Annotated in this window: 19 protein-coding genes; 5 read left to right on the top strand and 14 right to left on the bottom strand. The window is 58.4% G+C overall.

What is annotated here, in order from left to right; translation table 11 throughout:
- Window positions 1-14 precede the first annotated feature (14 nt).
- Together Q8N04_06010 and Q8N04_06005 are read right to left on the bottom strand one after the other, a co-directional pair.
- Window positions 15-1,304 carry a multiheme c-type cytochrome gene (locus tag Q8N04_06010; GenBank protein ID MDP3090213.1) on the bottom strand — a complete coding sequence of 430 codons (1,290 nt, stop codon included), beginning with the start codon at window positions 1,302-1,304 and terminating at the stop codon, window positions 15-17.
- Window positions 1,301-2,245 carry a histone deacetylase gene (locus Q8N04_06005; protein ID MDP3090212.1) on the bottom strand — a complete coding sequence of 315 codons (945 nt, stop codon included), beginning with the start codon at window positions 2,243-2,245 and terminating at the stop codon, window positions 1,301-1,303. The genes Q8N04_06010 and Q8N04_06005 overlap by 4 nt, the downstream gene beginning before the upstream one ends.
- Before the next feature lie 227 nt (window positions 2,246-2,472).
- Here Q8N04_06005 and Q8N04_06000 point away from each other — a divergent pair, with 227 nt between their 5' ends.
- Window positions 2,473-2,790: a tetratricopeptide repeat protein gene (locus Q8N04_06000; GenBank protein MDP3090211.1), complete on the top strand. Its 318-nt coding sequence runs from the start codon at window positions 2,473-2,475 to the stop codon at window positions 2,788-2,790.
- Window positions 2,791-2,794: 4 nt separating this feature from the next.
- Here Q8N04_06000 and Q8N04_05995 read toward each other — a convergent pair whose 3' ends face one another.
- From Q8N04_05995 to Q8N04_05975, 5 genes are all read right to left on the bottom strand, one after another.
- Window positions 2,795-3,001, bottom strand: a complete 207-nt coding sequence (locus Q8N04_05995) for a hypothetical protein (GenBank protein MDP3090210.1) — start codon at window positions 2,999-3,001, stop codon at window positions 2,795-2,797.
- Window positions 3,002-3,087: 86 nt separating this feature from the next.
- Window positions 3,088-3,525, bottom strand: coding sequence for a type II toxin-antitoxin system VapC family toxin (locus Q8N04_05990; GenBank protein ID MDP3090209.1), 438 nt, complete (start codon window positions 3,523-3,525; stop codon window positions 3,088-3,090).
- Window positions 3,522-3,755, bottom strand: coding sequence for a hypothetical protein (locus tag Q8N04_05985; protein MDP3090208.1), 234 nt, complete (start codon window positions 3,753-3,755; stop codon window positions 3,522-3,524). The genes Q8N04_05990 and Q8N04_05985 overlap by 4 nt, the downstream gene beginning before the upstream one ends.
- Window positions 3,756-3,888: 133 nt before the next feature.
- The gene (locus Q8N04_05980) at window positions 3,889-4,734 is read right to left on the bottom strand and encodes a hypothetical protein (protein MDP3090207.1); all 846 of its coding nucleotides are present in this window, start codon (window positions 4,732-4,734) and stop codon (window positions 3,889-3,891) included.
- 3 nt (window positions 4,735-4,737) lie between these two features.
- Window positions 4,738-5,067: a hypothetical protein gene (locus Q8N04_05975; protein MDP3090206.1), complete on the bottom strand. Its 330-nt coding sequence runs from the start codon at window positions 5,065-5,067 to the stop codon at window positions 4,738-4,740.
- 152 nt (window positions 5,068-5,219) lie between these two features.
- On the opposite strand from Q8N04_05975, the gene Q8N04_05970 reads away from it, so the two are divergent.
- From Q8N04_05970 to Q8N04_05960, 3 genes are all read left to right on the top strand, one after another.
- On the top strand, window positions 5,220-7,034 hold the full coding sequence (locus Q8N04_05970; protein MDP3090205.1) for a M3 family oligoendopeptidase: 1,815 nt from the start codon (window positions 5,220-5,222) through the stop codon (window positions 7,032-7,034).
- A 120-nt stretch (window positions 7,035-7,154) separates the two neighbouring features.
- Window positions 7,155-7,361, top strand: coding sequence for a (2Fe-2S)-binding protein (locus Q8N04_05965; protein ID MDP3090204.1), 207 nt, complete (start codon window positions 7,155-7,157; stop codon window positions 7,359-7,361).
- Between the two features lie 379 nt (window positions 7,362-7,740).
- Window positions 7,741-10,047, top strand: coding sequence for a DEAD/DEAH box helicase family protein (locus Q8N04_05960; GenBank protein ID MDP3090203.1), 2,307 nt, complete (start codon window positions 7,741-7,743; stop codon window positions 10,045-10,047).
- A gap of 189 nt (window positions 10,048-10,236) precedes the next feature.
- Here the strand turns inward: Q8N04_05960 and Q8N04_05955 are convergent, their stop codons facing one another.
- The 3 genes from Q8N04_05955 to Q8N04_05945 form a co-directional block, all read right to left on the bottom strand.
- Window positions 10,237-13,824 (bottom strand): DEAD/DEAH box helicase, encoded by a 3,588-nt coding sequence (locus tag Q8N04_05955; protein MDP3090202.1) that lies wholly within the window; start codon window positions 13,822-13,824, stop codon window positions 10,237-10,239.
- 151 nt (window positions 13,825-13,975) lie between these two features.
- On the bottom strand, window positions 13,976-14,605 hold the full coding sequence (locus Q8N04_05950) for an NAD(P)H-dependent oxidoreductase (GenBank protein MDP3090201.1): 630 nt from the start codon (window positions 14,603-14,605) through the stop codon (window positions 13,976-13,978).
- Between the two features lie 53 nt (window positions 14,606-14,658).
- Window positions 14,659-14,844, bottom strand: coding sequence for a hypothetical protein (locus tag Q8N04_05945; GenBank protein MDP3090200.1), 186 nt, complete (start codon window positions 14,842-14,844; stop codon window positions 14,659-14,661).
- A 99-nt stretch (window positions 14,845-14,943) separates the two neighbouring features.
- Here Q8N04_05945 and Q8N04_05940 point away from each other — a divergent pair, with 99 nt between their 5' ends.
- Complete coding sequence (locus Q8N04_05940; GenBank protein ID MDP3090199.1) at window positions 14,944-15,468, top strand: DUF192 domain-containing protein; 525 nt, start codon at window positions 14,944-14,946, stop codon at window positions 15,466-15,468.
- A gap of 21 nt (window positions 15,469-15,489) precedes the next feature.
- Here Q8N04_05940 and Q8N04_05935 read toward each other — a convergent pair whose 3' ends face one another.
- The 4 genes from Q8N04_05935 to Q8N04_05920 form a co-directional block, all read right to left on the bottom strand.
- On the bottom strand, window positions 15,490-17,655 hold the full coding sequence (locus tag Q8N04_05935) for a bifunctional (p)ppGpp synthetase/guanosine-3',5'-bis(diphosphate) 3'-pyrophosphohydrolase (GenBank protein MDP3090198.1): 2,166 nt from the start codon (window positions 17,653-17,655) through the stop codon (window positions 15,490-15,492).
- Between the two features lie 7 nt (window positions 17,656-17,662).
- Window positions 17,663-19,360, bottom strand: a complete 1,698-nt coding sequence (gene recJ / locus Q8N04_05930; protein ID MDP3090197.1) for a single-stranded-DNA-specific exonuclease RecJ — start codon at window positions 19,358-19,360, stop codon at window positions 17,663-17,665.
- Window positions 19,361-19,561: 201 nt separating this feature from the next.
- Window positions 19,562-19,759: a ubiquitin-like protein Pup gene (locus tag Q8N04_05925; protein MDP3090196.1), complete on the bottom strand. Its 198-nt coding sequence runs from the start codon at window positions 19,757-19,759 to the stop codon at window positions 19,562-19,564.
- 208 nt (window positions 19,760-19,967) lie between these two features.
- Window positions 19,968-22,022: a sodium-translocating pyrophosphatase gene (locus Q8N04_05920; protein ID MDP3090195.1), complete on the bottom strand. Its 2,055-nt coding sequence runs from the start codon at window positions 22,020-22,022 to the stop codon at window positions 19,968-19,970.
- Window positions 22,023-22,517 lie beyond the last annotated feature (495 nt).

Raw genomic sequence — 22,517 nt, 5'->3', positions numbered from 1 at the left:
TTGTTCGTACAGGATCAGCTCGCAGCCTTCACCTTGCAACTCGTTTCTTCTACTGGACGACTCAATGCGGTCTGCTGACGATTCTCCCGATCCAAGGCTGCTGCCAGTTTTTCAGAAAGAGGAAACTCCCGTTCGTAGATCACGAACCGATAGGGATCGTTCCCCGTCAGCCCATACTTGGTCCGGAGCATCTCGTGCTGCCCGTCCGTCAGAATGTGGTACTGCACCCGCGCCTTGAGAATCAAGCCCTCTGATTTAGGGGGGATACGATAGGCAAAACTGTACTCCCGGCTCGCCAGAGGCAGGAGCCGGTTGTCGTACAGTTCGAGAATGGCCGGCTGCCAGAGAATCCAGCGCCCCATGGTCGATTTCTGTTGGTCCAACACGTTCTTCTGCGCGTCCTCGACGGAAAACTCGATAGTAAAGTGCCGGTCGGGATCGCCGGTCGGGATCTTGTGGCCCGCGCCGGCATTGATCAGGTTCAGCGTAACGGCGATTTCGTCCCCTGGTTTGGGTTGCGGGGTGTCCGTCTTGACCTCGATCGCCACCGCCCGTTGAATCATGTCCGGATCATGCCCGCCCCGCCACAGATGCCGGCGGCCATGGCGAATGGGGCTATCCGGCGCCACCGGGCGAGTCACCTCGGGCATGTGGCAGCTCTGGCAAATGAAGCCCCGCTCCTGCATGAAGAACTTGCCTTCGTACTCGGCATAGGTCCCGCAAGGGCCTACATTGTAAAACTGGGCGGGACCTGAGACGACATTGTGACAGCGCTGACAGACCTGGGTCGTCCGGAAGTTCGGATCGAACTTCGTGGGATGCGGCGCGGCAGAATCTTCGAAGGGACCATAGATCACCCCGTCGCGCACATGGCAGGCGGCGCAGGTGACCGACTCCTTTTGATAGGCGGGATCATAGTGCGGGTTAGGCTCCTGCACCGCCTTTTCCACGCGGCCGCGCGGGATTTCCTTCACCAAGGTCGGCTGCTGATTTTCCAGCGGCGTGTGGCAGTTCAGGCAAACCCAGATGTTCTTGTCTTTCTTCCAGTAAGCCTGAAAAAACGGATCTTCATACGCCTTGGCATGGATGCTGGTCTTCCACTCGTCATAAATCTCGCGATGGCACTGTCCGCACGATTCGGCGCTTAGACTCGTCAAACCCTCGGGCACTTTCTGAAACGGAATCGCATGCGCATACTCATCGCGCAAACCGAATATCACGACGGGCTTGATCTCGGTGTAGTAGACGTAGATCGCAGCGGCCAGACCGACGACGCCCAACCCGATTTTCACCAGCCGCGTCATGATGCCAACAACCCGCGCACGTGGGCGTCCACCGAGGCCGCCAGAGCCGTGAGATTGTATCCCCCTTCGAGAGACGAAAGAATGCGCCCCTGCGCGTACGTCCTGGCAATACCGGCCACGATACCGGTCAACTCCGCATAACCCGCCTCGGTCAATCCCATACTGGCAAGCGGATCGTCTTTATGCGCATCGAATCCGGCTGAGATCATCACGAAGTCTGGCTTAAACTCCTCCGCCGCCGGCACCAGCACCTTGTGGAAGATGGCACGATACTCGTCGTCCCCCTCTCCCGCTTCCATCGGCACGTTGATCGTGTAGCCTTCCCCTGCGCCCCGGCCTCGCTCCGATTCGCGACCCGTACCGGGGTAGTGCGGAAATTGATGGGTGCTGAAAAACAGGACCGAGGGATCGTCTTCAAAACTGTGTTGCGTGCCATTGCCGTGATGCACGTCCCAATCGACGATCAGCACTCGGGAGAGGCCATGCTTCTTCTGGACATAGCGCGCCGCGATGGCCACATTGTTCAACAGACAAAACCCCATCGCGCGATTGGCTTCGGCATGGTGTCCCGGAGGCCGCACCGCGCAAAAGACATGCTCGACCTGCTTCGCCATCATCGCATCGACCGCGGCCAGCGCGCCTCCGGCCGCCAGATAGGCGGCGGTCAGCGAACCGGGAGACATGGACGTATCGGGATCGAGCGGCACGCGCCCGTTCGCAGGGGCGTGCTGCTTCAGCGACGCAAGGTAGGCTGCCGTGTGCACCTTCGTGATCCATTCATCTTCGGCCATGCGCGGCTCGATCCGCGTCAGCTGCGCCATCGTGCCGCTCAGTTCCAGTTGCCGGACAATCGCGCGCAGCCGGTTCGGCGACTCGGGATGGCCCATCCCCATGTCGTGTTCGAGGTACCGCGGATCGTAGACGAGTCCGGTCTTGCCCACACATGCTCCATCTTACTTAAAGGCTTCGCAGGGCGCTCAAAATGACTGTCCAGCAAGGCCGCAGCAAGCGAGAAGCCGAGGCGTACTTCTAGCACGTTGAGGCCTTGAGCGACGCGAGAACGAAGCTGGCAGACATTTTCAGCGTCCTGCCGAATCGTAGCACGCAGGAATCGGCATAGACAACGAGCGCCCGCCGCTGCTATCGTCAAAGGAACTGGAGGAGCCCCATGCCCAATCCCCGCATTGAACCGCTGAAGAGAGTGCTCGCGATTGAACCGACTGACGAGGTGGCCTGGTTCGGTCTCGGGAAAGCCTATATGGAAGACGGAAACTTCGAGGAAGCGGCCGAGGCCTTGCAGCAATGCGTCACAGTGAAGCCGACCTATTCTGCCGCCTACTATGCCCTCGCACAGTCGCTGCACAAACTCGGCCGGATCGACGAATGTCGCGCGGTGTCGGTCACCGGCATCGACGTGTCGACCAAAAACGGCGATGCGATGGTGACGAAGAATCTGGAAATGCTGAAGAGCTCGCTTCCCGCCTGACCGCTTAGAGCACCTGCCGAAAGGTCTCTTCCTGTAACTCTGTGAGCGGCGACAGCACACCGGGATTCTGCACCAGCATCCGGACACGGGGATAGCCTCGTTGCCGCTTCGGTCGTTCAACGAGATCGACGTTGGCCAGTCTCGTCCCTGCCTTCGACGGCAGTGGCTTCACATCCCACAAGGCAATCATGACGGCACTGAGCTGCCACACGAGATCGGAGCACTATCACCGAGCCAACGAATCTTACCTGTTGTTTTGTCCCTGAGCAGAATGGAGAACGGCCTTCGACCAGAAACTTATCGTCGTGAGGATGGGCCATCCCACTCTGAGAGAAGTGCGATGTGGCCTTTGCGCTTGGCCCGTTTCACATAGGCCGCGTCGGCCGTGAGATACAGCCCTTTCGTACGCATCGCCAGCACATGGTAGGCCGAATCGTAGAACGTCACCCCCTTCACCTCCCGCATATGCTCCAGTGTGGCGAAGGCATACTCCGCTTCCAGCGGAACTTCCTCAAAGTCATAGGCCAATAGCGCACTCATCAGCTCCATCGCCAAAGTCGGCTGCTTTAGCCCCAGCACATTCCCGACTTCGTACCGCCACAAGGCCGGGAGTTTGATTTCAACTCGATCAGCCAACACCGCATCCTGAAGCCGCCTGGATTGCGCCTGATCCGGCTCATTTTCTTTTTCCAACACCCACTTAAGGATGACCGACGCATCGGGCACCACTATCATCGCTCCGCCCTTGCCCGATCTCGCCGCACCGCAGCAGTAATTTCCTCTCCGCTCAGCGTCGCGCTGCGTTTTCTCAGCCGGTGAATGGCGTCGGTCGCATTCTGCCGCTTCCGGCTCAGCAACTCCTTGCGAAGGGCTTCATTGACCACTTGGCTTCGACGGCGAGGAGGCACTAGCCGAAACAGCTCTTCCCGAACTTGCTCGTCGATGGACACATTCAGTTTCACCATGACCACTTCCCTTCTAACAGGCATCCTACTTCTACGCCAAAACTGTACGCCTGGAGTTGGCGCCTAGTCAAGGATGCTGCAGACCTGATCCTGACACCCTCAGCCCTTCGCCAATGGGCCTGCGCCCACAACATTACAAAATGCTTCGAAACGCCTCGTATTGTCGTTCCATCAACAAGATTGAGGCACCCGGATTCTGCACCAGCATGCGGATGCGTGGATAGCCTCGCTGCCGCTTCGATCGTTCAACGAGATCGACATTGGCCAGTCTCGTACCAGCCTTTGACGGCAAGGGCTCGACATCCCACAGGGCAATCATGACGGCACTGAGATGCCGCAGCGTCGTCAAGAGTACCGTCACTGAACCGGCCAGCGCTTTGATGTCCAGCCGGATTTCTTCATGGCGGCTCGTCTTGTCTCCCAACAGGTCCGCACGGGGGACGGAGATACAGAGGACCACCGGATCGCAGTAGTCGGCCAACTGCTTCGCCTTCTGCCTGATGCGCGCGAGAATGCGATGGATCAGGATGACGCCCCGATCCTCCTCGTCGCCTTGCACATCGATCTCAGCCAGCCCCCGAACCGGCATCTGCCGGCGCTCGGCGGATCCCACCATGGCGGTCGCTTCGACAAAGAAACGCTCCCGACCCAGATAACATTCCAAATCGGCCGTTCGCGCCTGCGACTCCGGCAGAAAATTCACCCGCGCACCGACACGAATCAGCTGCGTGGCCAGCTCCAGTTCAGCCAGCGCGGACTCTCTGACACCGTAATCGTAGTGGGTAAGGCGAGGGACGAGGCGGCCTAAGCGAAGATGACTGGCTTCGTCGCCGCAATGCTGCTGAACCGTCGAACAGCGTTCTTCAAGATCGCGGGACAGCTCTTGTTCTTCCCGCTTCCAGACGGGCAGCGGGGCCTGATGGCCTTCCCGAAGATGGGTGACCAGCTTGAACGTTTTTCGAGGTCGAAACCGTGCCATGGCTCACACCGCTTCCGTCCCCTCATCATCATTGGACGCCAGCCCTAATGCCTCCGGTTGACGCTTCGCCACCTCTTCATACACCTCATCCAACCACCGGCTGGCACAGCCGAGCACTTCCCGAACCATCGGCTCAGGTTGCCCTGTGCGCTTGATGGCCCATTGAGTCACATACTCCAACAACGTCGCTCGTTCAAACTGTCTGGTCGACTGCGAGGCGATGGCCGACAATTCGCCCAGCCCTGTATTGATAATGCCCGCCACAATCTCCCGCGCATAGGAGGTGCTGGCCGTCACATATTGGATCGCCCGATTGAGTTCTTGATCGGTCATGCTCGAATCCTTTCCATCGGGATTTTCACATCCCGTCGGACCGCTGTCAACGCAACGCTGGCCAGATCATCTCCCTCTTTTTCTCCGCGCGTGACCAGCCTCCAATGGTATGATCCTGGCTCATTCACCCCTGCTTCACGAAGGAGAAGACGATGGCCGGCAGACTCTCTACGCGAACCGCTTCCTCATCGCGCCAACCCAAACCCAAGACGTTTTCGGATAAATGGGACCTGACCTATCTCGTCAAGAATCCCACGCGCCAGCTTGAGGCGCTCCTGGCCGAGTTGGAAGCGAAAGTGGTACAGATCGAAGCCGCCCGGCCTGGGCTTTCGCCGGCGATGCCCAACCAGGATCTTCTCGCCTTACTGCGGTGCAGCGAGGCCATCGCGCAAGGCTCATCCAGATTGGGCGCCTTTGCCTATCTCTGGTTTTCAGAAAACACCAAAGACGACGCGGCCCGCTCGTTCAAGACACAGGTCGAGGAACGGCTGACCGCTCTCAGCAACCGTCTCCTGTTCTTTGAACTCTGGTGGCAGAGCGTCGATGACACCAATGCCGCCCGCCTGATGGCCGATGCCGGCGACCTGCGTTATCACCTGGAAACTATCCGTCGGTTCAAGCCGCACACCCTGTCCGAGCCTGAAGAGAAAATCGTCAATCTGAAAAATGTGACCGGACGCAGCGCGATCCACACGCTCTACGACATCGTCACCAATGGATTCACCTTTACCCTGACGGTCGGCGGAAAGAAGAAGACGATGAACCGCGAGGGGTTGATGGCCTACATGCGCAGCCAGAAAGCCTCCGTGCGGCAGGCGGCCTATCAAGAACTCTACCGGGTGTTTTCAAGCCAGCGCGACCTGCTCGGCGAAATCTACAAAACACTCGTGAACGACTGGAAGTCGGAAAACCTCGGACTTCGCCACTTTGGTTCTCCCATTGCCACGCGCAACCTCGGCAACGATGTGCCCGACCAGGCCGTCAACGTGTTGCTCTCAGCCTGCGCCAAAAACGCCGACATCTTTCAAACCTACTTCAAACTGAAAGCCAAGATCTGCAAGATCACGCCGATGAACCGCTATCACCTCTATGCGCCCCACCGCACCGAGGCTAAGAAGTACAAGTATGCGGACGCGGCAAAGATGGTGCTGGAGGCCTATCGCGGATTCTCACCCCGCCTGGCCGATCTGGCAGAGCAGGTCTTCACAGACCGGCACATCGACGGCCCGACCCGTTCAGGGAAACTCGGCGGCGCCTACTGCTACAGCGTCGTCCCCGGCATGACGCCCTTTGTGATGCTGAACTACACCGGCGAAGCCCGCGACATCGCCACCATGGCTCATGAGCTGGGACATGCCGTCCATGGCATGATGGCCAAGGATCACTCCGTCTTTACCTTCCACTCGACGCTTCCGCTCGCGGAAACCGCCTCGGTCTTCGGTGAACGGATTCTCTCCGATGCGCTGATGTCTCAGGAGCGCAACAAGGCCGTTCGCCAGGGACTGCTGATCGGCCAGCTCGATGATATCTATGCGACGGTCTTGCGTCAGGCCTATTTCGTCCGCTTTGAAAAACTTGCGCACCAAATGGTGGGAGAAGGCGCCACGGGTGACCAGCTGGCAAAGGCCTACCTGGGCGAACTCCGCCAGCAGTTCGGCAAGGCCGTCAAAGTCCCGAATGAATTCCAGTGGGAATGGCTGAGCATCCCCCACATCTTCGCCAGCCCGTTCTATTGCTATGCCTACAGCTTCGGCAATCTGCTCGTGCTGGCCTTGTACCGCATGTACAAGGAACAGGGCGCGGCCTTCGTTCCCAAATACCTTGAACTCCTGGAGACCGGGGGATCTGAAGCTCCCCGGGATATCCTGGCCAAAGTGGGCGTCGACATGACCGCCGAAGCCTTCTGGCAATCAGGATTCGATACGATCCGTGAAATGGTCGTCCAACTGGAAACGACCCTTTCCTGATAAAGCGGCCACCTCAGGACAGCGAAACGCCCTACTCCTGGCTCACAGGAACAGGCTTGACAGAATCCCCCGTTGACCATATACTGAGAATGGTTATCATAATCGTTCATGGAGGTTCCCATGTACGTGTGCCTCTGCAACGGGATTACTGAATCGGATGTCCGTGAAGCCGGCCGGGCCGGCCATGTGACTCCCTGCTCTCTCAAAGCAAAATTCAAACTCAAAGGAAACGGCTGCTGCGGACGTTGCGCGAAGAACATTGGCGAGTTGGTCGAGATTGCCACGAGCGCGCACCACGCCCCCTCCCCTGACCGCGCGCGACGATAGCGGACGCGCGCTTCACTTCTCACCCCTCACCCGACTCCGCATACCAACGTGCCCACGGTCCACTCACCGGAGAAGAGGACCGCCTCGCTCCCCGTCACGTGTTGCCCGACACCCGCGGGGCGATACGAGGCTTGTAAATGTAGAATGTCCCCGTTTCGTTTCCCGGCAATTAGACATCACCATTCAGTTCGACTACATCAGTCTTGATCAGGCAGGAAAGCTATTTATCCGTGTCCTGGCAGGCTTCCAAGGGTACACTCGCCCGAGACGGTATGCGAAGTCGGTTAATGAACAGTTGTCTGATTCAAAACGCTGACACCCGGCGATTTTGCCACCGTCGTCCGCCAAGCGATAGTCAATCATTTCACGGGGTGACAAGATGAAAGCGATGTTTGATCGCGGCGCCAAGCTCCCTCTGCTACCGGCTGAGCCGGACGAGTGCGTGGATATTCTCAGCTTCGTGGTCACAAAAGCTGGATGGGAGGCGTTGAAGCATCGGCTTAAAATCTCCCAGTCGCATCGCGTTCGAATACTGACCCAGCTGATTTATGAATCAGCAATTAAACCAATAGAGCAAATAGGAAGCGCCTGGCATCACCTGCCTGGAAACCATGCCAAGGTCATCCTCTACCGAAAGCAGAAAGTGGCATTGCTCGGCTCCTTCAACCTCACCAAACCCTCACTAGGCGACAACATCGAGTGTTTCTCCCAAGTAGCCCCTGCCGACTACGATCGAATGGCAGATGAGTTTGACAGACTTTGGGAAAAGACCGAACAAAACAAGAAGGCCATTAAGACAAGAAGCACCATCGCCCAGGCAATAGCCGACACGCTCGACGATGGAGAAGAAGAGGAACTGGATGAGGAAACACCACTCTCTGAAGCTGAGACTACAGAGGGTCCGCGCAGACCCTGGCCTTTCCAAGAAGATATCATCAAGCAAGTGATGGCTTGGCTGAAAACAGAAAAAGATGCCGACTTAGGCAGAATCGTCAAGTTGCCAACGGGGGCAGGCAAGACGCTGGTGGCGGCTGAGGTTATCCGCAGGTTACTGGAGCAAAAACCTCAAGCACGCATCCTCTGGGTTTGTCATCGAGTCGAGCTGCTTCGGCAAAGCTGGTTGAGCATTCGTGATCAGATCAATGGCGCTATACCCCCAGCAGCGTGGTTTGTACCTCAGCATATAGAAGATGAGTCAAGCATCAGAGACCGGAAAGAGTTCTGCCGAAGCAAGTTTTGCCAGGTTGTCTTCTGTACGCAAGGAATGCTGCCGCACCTTCTCAGACACAATCGGCAGAATCATTTCGATTTGACGGTCATTGATGAATGCCATCGGTTCCACCCCCGGTCCACATGGTATCGTAAGCTGTCTAAGTACTGCAGCGATCAGAGCATTCCACGGCTTGGTCTCACGGCAACACCGCTGGCACCAGAAAAGCGTGGATTCGGCAAATACTGGGCCGAGACTATGTTCGGCAACAACGTCTCAAAGGAAGCTCTTATACGAGATGGGTTTCTCAGTCGGTTCAACCGAGAGCTAACGAAGCGCCGGCCAACAAATCATACTTTTGTCATCAGTCAGCCAGATGCCAAGCCTGAGCGCAATGAGAGAGAGCTTTTGACACGAATCAGGGAATTCAACAACGACAACGTAAACATGGAGGTCGCAAGGGCATGGCAGGAATATAGAGGCCAACGACAACGTATCCTCTGCTTCGCAGTTACGATCGACCATGCGGAGACGCTAAAGAGCACGTATTTCGCTAAAGATGACAGCGTGAGAGTGGCCCACAGTGGGCTGACGACAGAAAGTCGCAAGAACCTGATCTGGTTCAAGGACTCTGACTCGTCTGAGTCGCGGATGCTCATATCGGTCCTGATGTTGGCTGAGGGAATCGATCTGCCGAAGACGGATTGTCTCTTCATGGTCCGGCCCACATTCAGCCCTGAGTTGTACCAACAGATGATTGGCCGCGGCTTACGCGGGCTAAAGGCCGAGGGCACTGAGGATTGTGCGGTCGTCGACTTCACTTCCCAGTATGTGGATCGGAGGGGGAAAGTCCTGACCTTCACCCAGATCGCGACCAACATCGAGAACGACGGGCTAGCGGAAACAGATGGAGCCGTGTCCGAAGAAGACGAAGAACCAGACGATCTCGATGCGTCAGGAATGATCGAAACAGTGAAAAGCTTGCGGGAAACAGTGAATGATTTGCGGGACAAAGAAGGGATAACTATCCACGACGCTTGCGAGGAGCTTGCTCAGGAACTGGACTATACCGCTCACACGCTCGTCAACTACTACCACACGAAAGCCGATAACTACCCGCTTGGGTGGGAAGACCCAGAGACCGATCCCGCAGAACAGTCGAACGATAGTAACACTGCAGCCGACCGTGGCTCGGAAATGAATGGGCTACGAGCCGTCACTCACAACACGCCAGCAAACGAGCCAACTGGGTCCAGGGGAAATGTCACAACGAACAAACTCCTGGACCTCCGGGCTCACGATTATCAACAATTCGAAAAGATTGCCTCCCTGACAGACGTGGCATCGAGTACGTTGAGGTCATACTGTAGCGATCAGGAAAACTTCAAACGATGGAAAGCCAACAACAAGGATAAAATGGATCAAGTGCGAGTCATCCTAGCTGAGTTTCTCGCACGACATAGCGACGCAGCTTAACACTGGGGGAGACTGAGAAAGAGCCCAATAAGGAAAAGAGATGGGGTCATAGGAAAAGAGATGGGGTCATTGCTTGACTTTGCACTACTCCCGCTTCTGTGCTTGTTGAAGTCGGAGCAAAATCGATTCAAGCGCGCACGGAAGATTGTTTATCGAAGTGCAAAATCAAGCAATGACCCCGCTCCATTCTCATGACGCGCCCGGCGCGAGCAAAAAGTTGAAGTCGGCTTTGGTCAGCACCCCTTGCCCGGAGCCGCGCACGACGCCGCGCATGACGGCGTCGTACAGCTCGAGTTTCCGCTGCTTGAGCGCCATCATCTTTTCCTCGATGCTATGGCGCATGAGAATTCGCACGATGGTGACGGTTCGCTGTTGCCCGATGCGGTGTGCGCGATCCGACGCCTGGTTTTCCACCGCTGGATTCCACCAGGGGTCCAGATGAAACACATAGGTCGCTTTGGTGAGATTCAGCCCCTGGCCCCCCGCCTTGAGACTCAAGAGGAACACGCTCGGCTGTTCGCCGCCCTGAAACGCCGCGACGCGGGTCTTCCGCGCGGGCGCCGCCGTGGAGCCGTCCAGCCGGTGATACGGCAACGAGTGTCTGACGCAGACCTCCTCCACCAGATCGAGAAAGCTGGTGAACTGGGAAAACACCAGAGCACTATGCCCCTCGTCCAGCAATACTTGTAGCCGCTCCACCAAGAAACTAAGTTTGGGTGAAGGCTCGTCGGCCCGGTTCGTTAGGAGGCGGGGAGACAGGCAGACCTGGCGGAGTTTGAGGATCGCCGTCAGCGCGATGAACTGGGCCTGGCCGGACGTCTTGGTGCGGTAGGCGTCGTCGATCGTGGTGCGGACCTGCGCGACCGTCTGCTGGTACAGCGCCTTTTGCCGATCGGTCAAGTCGAGGAACACCTCGCTCTCGATCTTCGGCGGCAAGTCATGGAGGATCTCCGCCTTGGTCCGCCGCAAGATAAAGGGCCTGGTCCGGCGAAGCAGCCGCTCCAGCGCGACGCCCTGGACACGTTTGAGACCGGCCTTGAACCGATCGTACTCGCCGAGCAGTCCCGGCATGCAGAGATCGATCACGGAAAAGTACTCGCCGAGATGGTTTTCGAGCGGAGTGCCGGTCAGCGAAATCTTAAAGCGTCCGGTGAGACGGCGGGCGGCGCCCGTCGTGTTGGCCTGAATATTCTTCACCGCCTGCGCCTCGTCGAACACGATGACATGAAACGGCATGCGTTCCAATCGATCGATGTCCCGCCGAACCAGCCCATAGGTCGTGATGACGACCTCGCCATCCTTGGCATCGAGCGTCCGCTCGCTGCCGCTGTAGACATGGACCTTCAAGCCTGGCGCAAAGCGCGCCAGTTCCTGCTCCCAGTTGAAGAGGAGACTCGTCGGTACGACGACCAGATGAGGCCCCTTCACGCCCGCCGACGTCTTGATGCGCCCGTCCTGAATGGCGGCCAGGAGACAGATGGCCTGAAGGGTCTTGCCCAGTCCCATGTCGTCCGCCAAACAGGCGCCGAAACGGTGCTCATAGAGAAAGGCGAGCCAGGCATAGCCGTCCTGCTGATAGGGGCGAAGCGTGGCCTGTACTCCTGTCGGCAGAGGCCGTGCGGTAATCCTCGTGAATCCCAGAAGGCGCGCGAGTATGGCCTCGTCTTCAGCAGGCAACGAAACCGTAATGCCCTGCTCGCGCAACGCCAGCCAATCGAGGATCTGCAGACGCGGCACTCGCACGATCTTGCTGGCACCCCGACCCGCTTGCGCCTCTCCGGTCAGGGCGAAGATCGCGCGCAACTGTTCCAGCGTCTGTCGATCCAACACCCGCAACCGGCCTTCGGCGTCGATCAGCCCTCCCTGATGGAGGGCGGCCCGCCACTCCGCTTCGTCCAACACCACGCCGTCGCACCGGATTTCCGGACGGATTTCAAACCAATCGATCCCGGCCCCTTCCGGCTCGACATGCTCTACATGAGCAGAACATTCCCATCGAGAGGACTTGAGGGGCTTATCCTCGTACAGCACTTCGATCCCGGCGGTCGTGAGCCTGTCCAAGAGGTCCGGCAAACCTTGGAACAACCGCGGCCCGTCGATCACCATTTCGTCACATCGCCGCATACCGCGAAAGATTTCCGGGCCGAATACGTCAAAGGGAATCCTGTAGAGCCACACCTCGCGAACCTTGTCCACGGACTGCAGTTCCCATCGCCCTGCGCGAATCTGTAGCCGCACATCCGCCCGGGCATAGCCAGACAGATGCTGCTTGAGCCACTGCGCGGCCTCGTCACTGACGGCGCGTGGCCAGTCCTCCAGGCCGAGAATCATTTTGATCCGCTGGTCTCGCTCCTTGGCCTCGTGCACAGAAAGAAGGCTGAAGAACGTGTCGTACAGCACGGCCTTTCGTTTCTGCGAGCGCAACGCGCCGGACACGGCGCGCCCTTGCTCCAACGCCGCGATGAACCCAAAGGTTGAGACGCTTGGCGCAAACCGGACATCCCCGCGACGGCATTGCGCCTGCAGCGTCCATGATGCGGGCGGAAGGTCTTCGTCGCCGGACGGAGGCTTCAAAATCAGGGTGCAGGACAGCGCGTCATCAGCAGAAGGCAAGGCCGGGCGATGCACCGACACGTCCTGGCCCGCTACTTTTAAGATGAGGTCGCGCACAATCCGGTTGATCTGTTTGTGAACTACCTCGATTTGCGCGGACTGAAACTCCTCCAGCGACAGCGTGAACTCCATCTCCTCGTCGGCGCCTTGCCATCGCCCAAACCCGGACTGGCCCGATAACGGCACCGCGCGGAATCCTGCATCGAAATCGGCATAGGGACCGAGGAACGGCTCGCCCCCCTTGAAGCGTTGCCGCAGGGAACAGAACGAATCCCATCCCTGTTCGTCCTTCAAATAGAGCAGCCGCCCGCCGCTCAGATCGGCCACAAACGTCCTGAAGCGGACGATCCGTTCGAGCGGGACCTCATCGGCAAGGCAGACAGCGCGAACTCTGATCTGGCCGCCGGCGAAATCGATCTCCGTCTTACTCCGGCACTTGACCGACTGGTTCCACTGAAGCGGAATCGATTCGTCTCCCGTGACCAGCACGATCGGATAGGGACTGTCGTGCCCCCTGAGATAACGGAACAAGGGGTCTTCCCCGAACCCGGACATGAACCAGGACGCATCGAGCAGAGGAACCAGTTCGGAGGGAATCTCAGAGCCCCATCCCCCGGAGAGCGGCACGCCATTCTTATGGATCAGGAGCTGCGGAGGCAGGTGACGGGCATCAATGACGATCTCATAGGCCGATCCCTTGCGTGCCGCTCCGGTGGGAGCCGGCCCTGGCGCCCTGGCCTGCTCCGGGATGCTGCCAAGCAACTCCGCTCGGAGCCCAGGCAGCTCACTGTGGTGCCCGCCCGGCAATCTGAACAATTCCGGTGAGAGTAGGTGCTTGGTCGTAAAGTAGGCGCACAGCACATGTTTGCACAACCCGTCGGGGCCCCAGGCCGGACAATCGCAGGAGGCCGAGAGAAATCCGTCGATGATGGAAAAGACGACCTCGTAAAGTCTGGTCCCTTCCACCTCCGCCGTCAGCGTCGCACGGTCCTGACTCCACGCATAATGCTGAAGCCGCTGCTCTTGGTAATAGTTGTACCCCTTGACGACAGAGGCCTTCGGCGCCAACGTGTAAACCGTGTTGGCAGAAATGGCGCGAAATGCGGCAAGGAGCGCGAATGATTCGGGGGCAGGACTCGGAGCGACAATCCCATGTCCGGACATGGGACTATCCCCCTGCCCGCGACGGGATGAGGTCTTCTTCCGCATATCGCATCACTATAAGCGTGAGAGAGGAACAGCGGCAAGGTAGGGAGATAGTTCCATCGTGCGAACCGGCTGTTCGCAACTCGTCGTGGAGACCACACGGAAGAGCTTACTTGGCAGAACCGGCCTTAAATCTCGTGGCGACTTCGGCGACACGCCGGCCCAACGCTTTGGCGTCGGCCAACTCCTTGTTGTCGATACCCGGACTATCGCCTTCCGTGGTGGCAGAGGCGCCGAAGGCCCCGCCGCCACTGACCACGATCATTTGATTCCCGAGCATCGCCGCCAGAATAGTCAGCATCGTCACTTCTTTGCCGCTCGAGATCTGCCCACCCGTGGCGAAGGCCGCCCCGACCTTATTTTTCATCTTGAAGTCCGGAAAGACCCCGAACTTAAACTGCCAATTATCGAAGAAGGTCTTCACCTCGCCCGACATATTGGACCAGTAGACCGGCGAGCCGACGATAACCGCATCCGATGAAAACAAATCATCCGCCGTGACCTGCCCGACTCGCTTCATCACAACCACGGTCCCGGGAAGGTTTTTCGCGCCTTCGACCACAGCTTCAGCCATCCGTTCAGTGTTCCCTGAAAGCGAATGGTACGCGACCAGAACTTTGACAGGAACGAGGGAGGGCTCATCCGCAGAGGCCGGACTTACCCCGATAATGGCGATGAAAATAAGAAGACAGACGGCCAGAGGACCTGGCAAGCAACGTATTGAAAGAGCGGTAGGCACCGGACCTATCGATTCGCAGCAATCCCTATGACCAGCAAGGAACAGAAACCGGATCACCGACGAAACGTTTCCTCTTCCATCCGCTCTTCGACGGAGACATCCGTGAGGGCTCCGCGATACTCGCAACGATGACAGCGCACGCGCCAGGCTTCAATCCATTTTTCCTGGACGTACGACTGGCGGCAGCTCGGACACACAAACACCCCTTTGACGTAATGAACCTTGCGAACTTCCTTCATGCGGGCCTCCAGGCTGAGATGGCCGAGGATGGCACAGGTCTCCTCGGGATTGCAAGACGGCCAACCCCGCCCGCGTTTCCTATATTGTTCCACGCCATCATGCGACAGCCATACCTTGACTGCCACCATGCCGGCCAGTACCATGCCCCCATGTTCATTCGCGTGATCCTGATTGCGTTCGTGGTGCTCAGCCTGGCCGGTCCATTCAACGGAGACGCCACGCCGCCGGCCGGCAGTCCCGCTGCGCGGCTGATCCCTGTGAAAACCCCTTCAGGGACCGTCGTGCAAGCCGAAATCGCCGACACCCCCCTGAAGCGCGCCGCCGGATTGATGTACCGCGATCATCTCAAGAAGGACCATGGCATGATGTTCTTCTTCGACCAGGCCCAGGAATGGACCTTCTGGATGAAGAACACCCTGATCGCGCTTGATCTGATTTGGATGGATGATAAAAAACGCGTCATCCACATCGAGCGGAACGTGCCGATTTGCACGAGAACGGATGATTCCTGCCCCCAGTACCGCCCGAACGACGGGGCGATGTATGTACTGGAGATTGCCGCCGGAACCGTGGATGCATTGAAGATCGAGAAGGGCACAAAACTGCAGTTTGCGAATCCGTAAGACCTGCGGACCAGCCGGCCGCTATTTTCCCTGCCACGCCCGAATACGCCGCGCCGAGATCACCCCGTCGACCCGTTCAATCGCCTTCAGCACCTGATTGATGTGCTTCGTGTCATTGACTTCGACGACAAAATCCAACACCGCCTTCCGGTCTTCACGCGTCGCGATTTCCGCCCGGCTGATGTTCGCCTGACATTCCGCAATTGCGGATGATACATTCGCCAACACCCCGGTCTTGTCGACCGCCATCACCGACACTTTCACCGGGTGCGACCCCGGCGTCGCCGTATCCCATTCCACCTCGACCAGCCGTTCCCGATCGTAATCCAGCGCTTCCAGATTGGGGCAATCGACGGAATGGATCGTCAGCCCTCGGCCGCGCGTGATGTACCCGAGAATCCGATCCCCCGGCACCGGATTACAGCAACGGGAGAGCTGCATCAAAAGATCGCGCGCGCCTTTGACGCGTACGCCTTTGTCGTCGGATTTGCCGACCGGGGTCTTCGGTGTCGAAACCGGCACTGCAGCTCCCGGCGACGGCGTCACCAGCTTCGCAATCACCTCTGCCGTCGCAAGATGGCCGAATCCCACCGCCGCCATCAGTTCGTCGAGCGTGTCATGCCCGAGCTGCCGCGCCACCTCCAATAGTTGCTCCGACCGCAGCATCTGCGCCGGCGCAAACGAGTGGCGCCGCAACTCCGACTCCAAGAGACGCCGCCCGATGTCGATGCTGCGCGTTTGTTCTTCGGCTTTGACCCAATGTTTGATTTTTGTCTTGGCGCGCGAGGTCCGGACGAACTTGAGCCAGTCTTTATGCGGCGTCTGGTTCGGCGACGTGAGGATTTCAACCGTATCCCCGCTCGTCACTTGATGCTTTAAAGGCACAATCTTGCCGTTGACCTTGGCCCCGACACAATGATCGCCGACTTCCGTATGAATGGCATAAGCGAAGTCGACCGGCGTGGATCCCTTGGGCAGTTCCTTCACGATCCCCTTGGGCGTAAACACGTAGACCACGTCGTGAAACAACTCGAGCTTGACGGAATCCATGAACTGACGGTTGTCCGGCAAATCGGTGTGCCACTCGACAAACTGGCGCAGCCAGCCGAACGCCTTGCTATCCTTCTCGGCAACTTTGTCCTGTTCTTTGTATTTCCAATGCGCCGCGATCCCGTATTCAGCCACGCGATGCATTTCGTCGGTTCGAATCTGGAACTCGACGTGCTCGCCTTTCGGCCCGACCACCGTCGTGTGCAGGGATTGATAGAGGTTGGATTTGGGAATCGCGATATAGTCCTTGAACCGGCCTGGCAGCGGGCGCCAGAGCGAATGGATCACCCCGAGCAAGGCGTAACAGTTCATCTTCGTATCGGTGATGATCCGCAAGGCCGTGAGGTCGTAGACTTCCTCAAAGGAAATATCCTGCTTATTCATCTTCTGATAGATGCCGTACAGATGCTTCGGGCGCCCGTACACCGTCCCCTGCAACCCGACGTCGGTCAGCGCCTTTTCGACCAGATCGCGCACTTCCTGAATGTACTGTTCCCGGTCTTCATCGCGCTTCGCGACGCGCACCCGCAGCATTTCGTACACATCAGGCTTGAGGTGCTTGAGACACAAGTCTTCCAGTTCGTTTTTCACCCACCCGATCCCGATCCGGTTCGCGAGCGGGGCATAAATCTCCAGGGTCTCCTGGGCAATCTCCAGGCGTTTGGCCTCGCTCAAATGTTCGAGCGTCCGCATATTGTGGAGGCGATCCGCCAGCTTGATGATGACGACGCGGATATCGTCCGCCATCGACAGGACCATCTTGCGAAAATTCTCCGCCTGCTTCTCTTCATAGCTCCGGAACGTGATCTTGCCGATCTTGGTCACTCCGTCGACCAGATGGACCACTTCTTTCCCGAACTCGCGCTCCAGCTCGGCCGGCGTCGCTACCGTGTCTTCTAAGGTGTCGTGCAGCAGTCCCGCCACCACCGCCGCCACATCGGTCTTAAGCAGCGTCAGCACGCCGGCGACGGCGACCGGATGCTGCACGTAGGGCTCGCCGGAACGGCGCGTTTGACCCTCATGCGCTTTGGCGGAAAAGTCATAGGCCTTGCGCACCAGACTGAGGTCGGCCTCCGGCTGATAGCTCCGCACACGGTCGAGGAGCTGATCGATATCGGTGACGGTTTCGTAGACCATCGACGCGTTACTCCCTCGCCGTCGCGCGCATATCCCGGATGCGCAATTGAATGCGGTCGTGCCCGTTCCAGTGATTGATCTCTGGCGTAAAAGCCAGATCCACCGGCTGGTTGAGCGTCAGGCCCTGTTCCGACAATGACTTCATGCCAAACCCGATACTGTCGAACGGCAGCGACCGCCCCTGCCGGACCGTCATTTTCAAATGTTTCTCGCCGACGACGCGCGCCTCCATGATCGCCAATCCCTTCACGGCAAACATCGGTTCAGGATTCCCCGCCCCGAATGGATGCAGCGATCCGATTTCCTGGATGAGGCGCATATTGACTTCCGTTAGCGACACTTCAGAGTCGAGGTGCAGCGTAGGGACCACATTTCCCGTCGAGGACCAGGCTCCAGCCACCGCCGCGAACCGTGCTTGGAATTCCGGCAATCGAGATTCGTGAATCGTCATCCCCGCTGCGCTGGGGTGCCCGCCGAAAGCCACGAGCAGATCCTTGCACGAGGCCAAGGCTTGATAGAGATCAAATCCTGGGATGGTCCTGGCCGATCCTTTGCCGATCCCCTGCTCATTGATGGCCATCACAATCGCCGGGCGATGATAGCGCTCCATCAACCGCGCGGCCACAATCCCCACCACACCGAGATGCCAACCGCGGGACGCCAGGACAATCGCCGCCGGCACCTCGCCACCCTCAAGCATCGCGACGGCCTCCCGCATGATCTCAGCTTCAAGATCCTGCCGGCGCCGATTGAGTTGTTCAAGCTCCTGTGCGAGTTGCATCGCCTCCGATTCGGACTCGGTGGTCAGCAACTGTACACCTTTGATCGCATGATCCAAGCGCCCTGCCGCATTCAGCCTGGGCCCGAGCTTGAATCCCACCGTCTCCGAAGTGCACTCGCGAGTGACTCCGGCGACCTGCTTCAACGCGCGAATCCCGCAGCGCGTCCCACGCGACAATTGCCGCAAGCCTTCCTGAACAAATCCCCGATTCTCATCCTGCAACGGCACGACATCGGCGATCGTCGACAAGGCCACCAGATCCAGCAGCGAGTCGAGCGCCACCGTTCCCTGACCGTAGCGCTGCCGGTAGGCATCGGCCACCTTATAGGCTAATCCACCGGAGCAGAGCCCGCGGAACGGATAGCGCGCCTCCCGCCGATGGGGATTCATGACCGCCAGCGCCGGCGGCATTTGCTCATCCGTCTGATGGTGGTCGGTCACAATGACATCCATCCCCAACTGATTGGCGACGGCTATTTCATGGTGTGAGGTGGTCCCGCAATCCGAGGTGACCAGCAGCTTCACCCCCTCCGCGGCCAGCGCCCGCACCGCCCCTTCATTCAGCCCGTATCCCTCCCGAACCCGATGCGGCACATAGGCTTGTGCGTTGGCGCCGAGCCCGCGGAAGAACGAATAATAAATACTCGTAGCCGACATACCATCCACATCGTAGTCGCCATAGAAACAGACCCGCTCACTATGCTGCACGGCATAGTGCAATCGATCGATGGCCGCTTCGATGTCGGGGATCAAAAAGGGATCGTGCGCACGGAGCGGGGTCATCCAGGCGGTGGCTTCATCAGGCGTGGTGACGCCGCGCGCTAACAGTAGGCCTGCCGTCGCAGGCGAGATCGACAAGGCCCGGGCCAATGTCGCCCGCCGGCCGGGATCGATATCACGAAACACCCAAAGCTTAGACGTCATCCATGCCTCGGTACGGGCTACAGGCGAATAGGGTCAACGGGTCGGATACCGCGGATGGTAAATGCTCACCATCCCTTTGTCAAACCATGCGAAAACGGTCGACACAGAGAAGGCCGGAGGCAGATCATGTACCGGACGGAGAGGACAATAAGGCCAGCGGAGTGAGGAAAATGAAGAAGGGGAACGCGAACCGGTCGTTCGCTATTCCCCCCCCTTTTGCACGTAGTTCTTGACAAACTCTTCAGCGTTCTTTTCGAGAACCTCGTCGATCTCATCGACGAGCTTGTCGATATCTTCCGTGAGCTTCTTCCCGGCCTCAACGACCTTCGGATTCGCCTTGACCTCGTCTTTCGACTGAGGCTCGCGTTTCGGCTCCTGCTTGCGCTCCTGTTTTTCCATCCGAGCACCTCCCGTAGTTCAGGGAAACTCTCGTGGACCAGCGCATCGCGTGATCCCTTGCGATCACCTTACCCTAGGGTTATTTCAGCCGTCAAGCCGAACGCACAAGCGTGACAAGCAAGACGTGCGCGACAAGCGTGACAGGCGAGAAACGCGAGACTCGGTGGCTGGGGTATCAAATCGAGTCTCGCCTGTCCTGCCCGTCTCGCTATTTCACAATCAGCGACACAATGAGCAACGCCACGATGTTGATGACTTTGATCATCGGATTGATCGCCGGACCGGCCGTGTCCTTATAGGGATCTCCGACCGTATCGCCGGTCACAGCAGCTTTGTGAGTATCGCTGCCCTTCAGGCCCTGCTCTTCAATGTACTTCTTGGCATTGTCCCAGGCACCACCGCCGCTCGTCATCGAGATCGCCACGAACAAACCGGTCACGATGCTACCGACCAGCATGCCGCCCAAGGCCTGCGGGCCTAGGATCACACCAACCAGAATCGGAGAGATCACCGGGATCAACCCCGGTACCATCATCTTCTTGATCGCCGCCTGCGTCACGATATCCACGCAGGTGCCATATTCCGGCTTGCCGGTTCCCTCCATGATGCCCTTGATGGTCCGGAACTGCCTGCGCACTTCTTCCACCACGAGACCGGCCGCCTCTCCCACCGCTTTCATACAGAGGGCGCCAAAAATAAACGGCAGCATCCCACCCAGGAACAATCCCACCAGGACAGAGGGATTGGAAAGGTCAAACGTGCTCGCTCCCGCCCCTTTTGCGACCTCACGCGCGTATTCGGCAAACAACACCACCGCCGCAAGACCGGCCGAACCGATCGCGTAACCCTTCGTGACCGCTTTAGTCGTATTCCCGACCGCATCCAATGGATCGGTGATGTCCCGCACCTCTTTGCCGAGGTGAGCCATCTCCGCAATCCCGCCCGCGTTATCTGTGATCGGACCAAAGGCATCGATCGCCACCACGATCCCGGCCATCGACAACATCGACACTGCCGCCACGGCCACGCCGTACAAACCTCCCGAGGCCGCGCCGCCGCAAATCGAATAGCTCGTCAGAATCGCCGCTCCGATCACCACGACCGGCCAGGCCGTCGCCTCCATCCCCACCGCCAGTCCGGCGATGATGTTCGTCGCATGGCCTGTTTCACTGGCCTTGGCAATGGCCTTCACCGGCGCATAACTCTTTGAGGTGTAGTAATCGGTGATAAAGACGAGGGCGAGAGTCACCGCCAAGCCGATCAACGCCGCCATGTAGTAACTCATCCCACTCACGCCACCCACGCCGGCCATGATCGTATTCGTCACGGGGTAAAATGCGACCGCGGCAATGCCGCCCGCCACAAATAGACCCTTGTAGAGCGCCGGCATAATCTCGCCACCGGGGCTTACTTTGACGAAGAGAATCCCGATGATCGTCGCAAAGATCGTGACGCCGCCGAGGGCGAGCGGATAAAGAATCGGCGCGCTGTTTCCATTGAATAAGGTGAAGGCCAAGACCATCGCCGCTACCGTCGTCACCGCATAGGTCTCGAACAGGTCCGCGGCCATACCCGCGCAATCGCCGACGTTGTCACCCACGTTGTCTGCGATGACCGCCGGATTGCGGGGATCGTCTTCCGGAATACCGGCCTCGACTTTCCCGACGAGATCCGCGCCCACGTCCGCCGCTTTGGTATAAATACCGCCACCGACTCGCGCAAAGACTGAAATCAGGCTGCCGCCGAATCCCAGACTCAGCAAGGCATGAATCGCCTTCTCCTGTCCTGAAATCTGCGAGGCCACCGTGTAGAAAAGAGTAATGGCCAGTAGACCTAACCCGATCAGCAACAGCCCGGTCACTGCGCCACCACGGAATGCGACCGTCAGCGCCGCATTCATTCCTTTATGGGCCGCCTGCGCCGTCCGCACGTTGGCCCGCACCGCGATAATCATCCCCACATAGCCGGCTAGCGAGGACGCGCCGGCACCGATCAAAAATCCGACCGCAGTCAGCAAGCCGAATTTATCGGAGAACGCCCCCGCTCCCCACAACATAACGAAGAGCACGGCGGCAACGACGCCGACGGTTCGATATTGTCGATTCAGATAGGCACTCGCGCCTTCTTGAATCGCCTTCGCAATTTCCTGCATTTTGGGATTACCGGCGTCGAGTTTGAACACCCACATCGCCAGATAGAGACCGTAGGCAATACCAGTGACGGCTGCGATCAATGCAAAAGTAACGATGGCTGAGTCGCTCACGGGATACCCTCCTAGTGGTTAAACGACCATTGAATGTCGCTCAATTCCCCGTGGCTTCAACCCATCCGAAGGACACTTCGAGAAGAAGTCCGCAGGGTGGTGCAGGTGCCGCTATGGTGCTAACTAGCCGAAAAACTTGGCTAGTCTATACAGGTGGCTGAAAGGGATCAAGGTGAAAGATGGGGGGATTGGGAAGGGATCTCGGTGGACATGCCCAATGAATGACTAACTGATGAGGGACCCAGTACTCGCTCAATGATGTTTACAGCAGCGCTGGACTTCGGTGTAGGCGGGAAGCTTGCTTACATTCTGGAGTGTCAGTCGCCCTCCCCAAACCAGACTTGTTCCAGCATCTTACTCAGCGGTCAGTAATATAGACAACACATGCTGATTGTGGCATACTCCGTTCCGCTATGACGCGAGACGGACGAACACTGGACCACAGCACCTTGGAGACCATCAGAAAGATGGCCGTTGAGCGCGTGCGCGAGGGCG

The sequence above is a fragment of the Nitrospira sp. genome, from assembly GCA_030692565.1.
Taxonomy (GTDB): domain Bacteria; phylum Nitrospirota; class Nitrospiria; order Nitrospirales; family Nitrospiraceae; genus Nitrospira_D.
The sequence above is the reverse complement of the archived record's forward strand: the minus strand, read 5'-3'. Positions and strand labels throughout refer to the sequence as shown.